Genomic DNA, 5,552 nt, shown 5'->3' with positions numbered 1-5,552 from the left:
TAAGCCTTCGTGCGTCAGCTAGGCAGCGATCAGTTCCACGACTGGTACCGCGCCAAAGTTCTTAGCCGGTTGTTCAGCATTACAACGGCGGACTGACATCCGTCCTAAGAACTGCAATGGCGGTAGCCAGATGAACTGCAGCGAGGGTCGGGCCGCATTCATCTAGCAACCAGAGAGCCTCCTCCATTTTGGTCAAGGCCTCACGAAGCGAACTGGCGTTGGAGCTAGGCATCTGCGGCCTATATCACTTGGCAGTTGTTTCTGGGCATACCTGAGATAGGCGCCTTAGCTCTCCCATCATCGGACAACCGAGACAGCCTGTAGCAGCCCAGGCGCAGAACAGATTAATCTGTCCCTGATGGAGGAACCTGCCCGCGATTCGTTGACCCGTCAGCAGCGGGAGTGCTTGAGGAGGGTGTGGGAGCAGCACTCTTCGAAGGAGATCGCGCTCGCCCTAGGTATCTCCAAGAACACCGTCGACGGCTACATTGCTGAGGCTGTCGCACGCCTAGGTGCGCGAGATCGGCGCCACGCCGCGCGTATATGCTTCGGCGCAAGGCCACCTGATCCGATCAGGGGTGACACTGCGCGGGTGGATGAACCTGCCCAAACTGGTGCTGGCTCTTCCGCCGGACCAGCGCTTCAGCCTCAAGCTTGGCAGCGCTGGCTCCCGGTTCGGACAGGAGCACGTAATGAACTTCACCCACTCGCCCGTCTCGTTTGCATCTTCATCCTCGCAGCGATCGGAGCCATCGGCTTCGGGGCGCTCGCTTCCGGCGTCCACCTTATCAATCAGCTCTTCAGATGAGCGCCGGGCAAGTGCCGTCATGGCAGTGGCAGATCAACTTCGTCACTTCGAGGATCTGCTGGATCAAACCTTCGCTGCCGGGGGCGAACTGGCTCGGGCGTTGGTTGAGGCACGCGTTTCACATGAAGTGTCCGCGGTTGTCGGCCATAAGGTCTTCCAGGCAGTGGCAGAGGCGCAGCTTGCAGTCACTCAAGCCAGAGGGCACGCTGTCTCAGGCCATCGACTTCTGGATCGCGTCGCTGAGGCACTGCATATCGATCCCGCGATGTTCGGCGATACAGCGAAACCGGTGCTCGCCTTCTCCGACAGTGATGCACGGGCGCAGGCGTGAGCACTCAAAGTGCTGACGAGTGCCGCCGTGGCAATATGGATCATCAGGTCGCTCGTCTTCTTACTGGTTGCCGTCCCGACGTGCCTCTATGCGGCACGTCGGGGAGGTGCCCCAGAAAGACTTGTCGGCGCGATGGTCGTCGTTGCCACAATTGCAACCACGCTTGTTCCGCGCCAATCCTGGCAAACGGTGGTCGAGCCGCTGCTGGTCATCGATGGCGTCATGTTTATCGGGCTTGTTGCTGTCGCGCTGTACGCCGATCGGTTTTGGCCATTGTACTTCGCAGCCGTGCAGCTGCTGACGATGGCAGTCCACGGCGTGAGAGCGTACGATCAGACGATCCTGCCGGAAGTGTATGCCCGAATATCGGGAGAGCTGGCCTACATCGCCTTGGTCATCCTGGCGGTCGGTACATGGCGACATCGACGGCGCAGTCCGGAACCCGACTGGTCTTGGCAGGTCAAGGATGAGCAATCTTCGTTTGATGCACGCTGACGAGCGTACCGCAGAAACGCCTAGCTACCTTGATCGAGCTTTGACGCTGCAAGCGCAATCTCGTCATCGCTCAGCGATGTTCTCTGCTAAACAATACGCTTTCTACGACCCTGGATGGGACATCCTGCTACACTTGTTCATCGGCTATGAGCGCGGTGCTCCGGTCGCGGTCAAGGAAGCTTGCCAGGCCGTTGGCGTCTCTCCGCCCGTCGGGCTTCGCTGGCTCGACTTCATGGAGCAGCAAGGATTGCTACGGCGGTGGGATGACGAAATCGACCGCGAAAGGAGCTTAATCGGGCTCACGCCTGCGGCGATGGAAGCTATGCTGCAATACTTAGACGCTGTCTGACGCAACCCGCATCAGCTGGGCAGGGCAGGGCGTCGCCAGCTCCATTGCTTCGTGGATCGGCGCTGACAGCTACCGCACTTCGTCCTCATCGTGCAGCAGCACCGGAGATGAGACTTAGGGGCGCGAGGTCGCATCCGACGGCGACGCGGCCATTTGTGCAAGCCTTCACGATAAACTCGTTTCCGATTAGGAGGTTCGGACAACCTGTGTCATGTTCCGGCTACTATCGTCACAAGACGCAAGGCTCCGTGACGAAGGAAGCCCTGGGGCGCTTCATTCTCGCAATGGGGTGTAGCATGAACCGGGCAATTTTCTCGACTTTCACTAGCAGCTTAGAAGCCCTGCGAACCGTAATCGCGATGTTAGATGCCGAGCAGGAGGATCTTGCCGCAGCGCATGTCGCCGCTGCGATCGAGATTATGGAGAAAAAATGTCAGGCCGACGGCGTCGCTATCGGCGGGGTCGCGACGATCCAGTGAACCGCAGCGGAGTCGGTCAGCCGCGTTCGACATTCGAGGACGCGGCCTTTCTTTACCGGCGTTGGCGATTATTAGTCGGGTCAGTACTGCGCTCCGGTGACAGGCGAACATCAAGAGCTGTAACTTGACGGCGGCCCTAGCGGGAGAATGGGTATGTCGTACGAAGGAAGTTGTCACTGCGGCGCTGTAACCTTCGAAGTGGCAGAAGACAGGCCGAGCGAAGCGATAAGCTGCAACTGCTCGCATTGTCGCCGAAAAGGGTTTCTTCTCACCTTCGTTCCCGCATTAAGCTTCAGCCTGACGAGCGGCAGCGAGGAGCTGGTGGACTATACATTCTATAAGCACCGCCTGCGTCATCGCGTCTGCCGAACATGCGGCGTGCAGTGCTTTGCAGAGGGCACCAGCCCGAACGGAACCGAGACGCGGGCCGTCAACCTGCGCTGCGTACCAGCCATCGACCTGGACGCGCTCGCCATTGACCGCGTTAACGGAGCCGACTTCTAGCTGGAAGCCACTAAACGTCCGAAATTGGGTGGGAGCGGAATGTCGCAGATCGGCGGGCTTGGGTGGGGAGCAGACCTCAGACCCGCTCCAGAGGGAGATGTGGCTGTGGGGGCATTTCGATATGGATCTGGTCGCCCGGACGAACCACGCCGCCGCCTTTAACGATGCTCATAATCCCAGCCTTGCGGATCAACTCGTTGTTCGGTCCACGGTCGAGCACGGCGGCGAGCAAGCCCGATTTGAAACGCTCTATCTGGGCGCACGGGTTCCTCAACCCGGTGACCTCCAACGCCACATCATGACCAATGAGTATCAATGTATGCCTTGGAAGTGTGGGCAAATCGATGCCGCAGGTCGTGATGTTCTCGCCGAGATCAGCGGGGCCAACGCTGAAACCCTTCAATGCAAGCTCTTCGAATAGCTCAGCATGGATAAGGTGAACCTGCCGAAGGTTAGGTTGGCGCGGATCAACCGCAACCCGGGAGCGATGCTTGACCATCACCCCTTCGTGCGCGTCACCTTTCACGCCGAGACCGGCCGCGACCTCGATAGCCGGGACCGCCCGCTTCGAGAACCGATGAGCTCCGTCGCAAGCAACCGACACTACCCGACCGTTCGACATATGCCCCTCCGGGAACTGTTCTAAGGGCCGCAGCTTACGTCCGCAAATGGGCGTTTGCTGCCAGTTCCGTCGTTGTGATCCGATTGGATGGGCAACCGAGAATGGGAGGGAGGCGATCTTCGGTTGGTTAGGTCTGGCTAAGAAGCCACATGCCAAGAAAGCACAACGTCGGTAGCGCAAGCGCCGTCACGAAGCGCCATCTGGTAAATCGGTGGAAGCAGAGAAAGCCTGCGGTCGCGGCAGCAATCAGCATGATTGGCTGAGCAAGTAAGAACAGTACCGTCGACCACCCTCTAACCGACTGCCCACCGGCCATCGCCATAGGCGAAACTAAGGCGAGCATTGTTGCTGGGATCAAGCGGGCGCCAGATAGCAGCGCTGCCGCGAGCGGAAGTACACGCCTGATGGTAAGCGAAAACCGGTCCGACATCGGCATGAACACTCCTTCATTCCGAAGCTAGCCCAAGAGCGAGTGCCCGCAAGTGGGCGTTTTCAGCCAGTCCGCTTTTAGGAGGCAGCCCGTCGATCATGGACGACCAGATGGGGGTGGAAAGCGGACTGGCGGCTTACGGGAACAATGATCGAGATAGCCGACATCGTACCGCGATGCCTTTCCCAAAGGCGGTTCAAAATGGGAATGAAAAAGGCGTCTCGAAACTTGTCGGTAACGAGAATTGACGAGGGGAGCTGGTGATTGACATCGCAAGGCAAGCATGGCTGATTAAGCGCATGGGGATCGCGATCTCCCCACGAGGCGTCAGCTAAAGCATCGCGTCCAGCACGAACACGCAAGGGACGCGCTATGCCTGCTCCAAACGCTATTACACCGGACAAACTCGCCCGCCTTGTGGGTTCTGCCAGCGCGCCTCGAATCGTCGATCTGCGCGACGGTCCGACCGAAGCCATTCCGGGATCACTGTTCCCAGCTCACCCTGATCCGACCCGATGGAGATATGCGGCCGGGTCATCTGCCGCCCTCGTCGACGCTGATGGCAGCGGATTGGCAGTTGCTGCGGCGGCCATCCTGCGCAGTGAAGGGGTGGCAGCCGAAGTGCTGGAAGGTGGGTTCGCAGCATGGGCGGCAAGCGCATTGCCTATCGTGTCGCTGGCCCATCTGCCGCCACGCCACGACGATGGCCGAACATGGTGGGTTACGCGAGCGAGGCCAAAGGTCGATCGCATCGCGTGTCCGTGGCTGATCCGGCGCTTCGTCGATCCAGAAGCTCGCTTTCTTTTCGTCGCACCCGGCGAGGTGCTGACCGTCGCTGCGCAGCAGCAGGCCGAACCGTTCGACGTCGCCGACGAGGGTGTGTTCTGGAGCCATCGCGGCGAACGATGCACCTTTGACGTAATGGTCGAAGCCTTCGGCCTGGACGCGCACGAACCGCTCGTTCGGATGGCCGCGATCGTCCGCGGTGCCGATACCGATCGGCTCGACTTGGTGCCCGAAGCGGCCGGACTGCTCGCCATCTCGCTTGGCCTCTCGCGCATCCATAGCGACGATCACGCCCAGCTCGAAGCCGGCATGGCAGTGTACGATGCACTCTATCGCTGGTGCCGTGACGCCCAGGGCGAGAAGCACAACTGGTCCTCACATCAGCCGGCACGCGGGAAGGTGTCGGCATGACCGCGGTGAGAGCCGAGGTCGTGGCACCGACGCGCCCGGAACCGGTCACGCTCGGCCAAGCTTTCTGGGTATGGCTGCGTATCGCCATGCTCTCGTTTGGCGGTCCGGCCGGACAGATTGCAGTCATGCACCGCATCCTCGTCGACGAGAAACGATGGATCGGCGAGCAGCGGTTCCTCCACGCTCTCAACTACTGCATGTTACTTCCGGGGCCGGAGGCGCAGCAGCTCGCCACCTATATCGGTTGGCTGATGCACCGCACGAAGGGCGGAATCATCGCCGGCTGTCCGTCGTCAGAACATTCGGCACAACTCGCGGCGTATATTAGCGGAGTGCG

8 protein-coding genes and 1 pseudogene are annotated in these 5,552 nt (G+C 60.1%); 8 read left to right on the top strand and 1 reads right to left on the bottom strand.

Annotated elements, in window-relative coordinates; genetic code table 11:
- Nucleotides 1-358 precede the first annotated feature (358 nt).
- The 6 genes and pseudogenes from AX702_RS22790 to AX702_RS02215 form a co-directional block, all read left to right on the top strand.
- A pseudogene (locus AX702_RS22790) lies at nt 359-499 on the top strand (LuxR C-terminal-related transcriptional regulator); the annotation flags it as partial.
- Between the two features lie 13 nt (nt 500-512).
- Entirely contained in the window at nt 513-1,139 is a 627-nt protein-coding gene (locus tag AX702_RS22785; protein ID WP_066775707.1) for a hypothetical protein, read from the top strand.
- 132 nt (nt 1,140-1,271) lie between these two features.
- Nucleotides 1,272-1,634, top strand: coding sequence for a hypothetical protein (locus AX702_RS02230; RefSeq protein ID WP_066775705.1), 363 nt, complete (start codon nt 1,272-1,274; stop codon nt 1,632-1,634).
- Nucleotides 1,606-1,983, top strand: coding sequence for a hypothetical protein (locus AX702_RS02225; protein WP_156455319.1), 378 nt, complete (start codon nt 1,606-1,608; stop codon nt 1,981-1,983). Before AX702_RS02230 ends, AX702_RS02225 begins: the two co-directional genes overlap by 29 nt.
- A 296-nt stretch (nt 1,984-2,279) precedes the next feature.
- Complete coding sequence (locus tag AX702_RS02220; protein ID WP_156455318.1) at nt 2,280-2,462, top strand: hypothetical protein; 183 nt, start codon at nt 2,280-2,282, stop codon at nt 2,460-2,462.
- Between the two features lie 147 nt (nt 2,463-2,609).
- Nucleotides 2,610-2,966 carry a GFA family protein gene (locus AX702_RS02215; protein WP_443026277.1) on the top strand — a complete coding sequence of 119 codons (357 nt, stop codon included), beginning with the start codon at nt 2,610-2,612 and terminating at the stop codon, nt 2,964-2,966.
- Between the two features lie 76 nt (nt 2,967-3,042).
- On the opposite strand, the gene AX702_RS02210 is transcribed toward AX702_RS02215, so the two are convergent.
- Nucleotides 3,043-3,588: an MOSC domain-containing protein gene (locus AX702_RS02210; protein ID WP_066775698.1), complete on the bottom strand. Its 546-nt coding sequence runs from the start codon at nt 3,586-3,588 to the stop codon at nt 3,043-3,045.
- 802 nt (nt 3,589-4,390) lie between these two features.
- Between AX702_RS02210 and AX702_RS02200 the strand changes: the two genes are divergently transcribed.
- Nucleotides 4,391-5,215, top strand: a complete 825-nt coding sequence (locus AX702_RS02200; protein ID WP_066775691.1) for a chromate resistance protein ChrB domain-containing protein — start codon at nt 4,391-4,393, stop codon at nt 5,213-5,215.
- A partial coding sequence (locus AX702_RS02195; RefSeq protein ID WP_197420471.1) for a chromate transporter occupies nt 5,212-5,552 on the top strand: 341 nt, incomplete at its 3' end. The genes AX702_RS02200 and AX702_RS02195, both read left to right, overlap by 4 nt.

The sequence above is a fragment of the Sphingomonas sp. CCH5-D11 genome, assembly GCF_001557395.1.
Lineage (GTDB): Bacteria > Pseudomonadota > Alphaproteobacteria > Sphingomonadales > Sphingomonadaceae > Sphingomonas.
Note: the sequence above shows the minus strand (reverse complement) of the source record. Positions and strands in the feature narration are given on the sequence as shown.

What these genes read in the sequence shown, in the direction of transcription:
- AX702_RS02230 (WP_066775705.1), top strand. Translation starts at nt 1,272, where the DNA reads ATGGTCGTCGTTGCCACAATTGCAACCACGCTTGTTCCGCGCCAATCC.
- AX702_RS02225 (WP_156455319.1), top strand. Translation starts at nt 1,606, where the DNA reads ATGAGCAATCTTCGTTTGATGCACGCTGACGAGCGTACCGCAGAAACG.
- AX702_RS02220 (WP_156455318.1), top strand. Translation starts at nt 2,280, where the DNA reads ATGAACCGGGCAATTTTCTCGACTTTCACTAGCAGCTTAGAAGCCCTG.
- AX702_RS02215 (WP_443026277.1), top strand. Translation starts at nt 2,610, where the DNA reads ATGGGTATGTCGTACGAAGGAAGTTGTCACTGCGGCGCTGTAACCTTC.
- AX702_RS02210 (WP_066775698.1), bottom strand. Translation starts at nt 3,588, where the DNA reads ATGTCGAACGGTCGGGTAGTGTCGGTTGCTTGCGACGGAGCTCATCGG.
- AX702_RS02200 (WP_066775691.1), top strand. Translation starts at nt 4,391, where the DNA reads ATGCCTGCTCCAAACGCTATTACACCGGACAAACTCGCCCGCCTTGTG.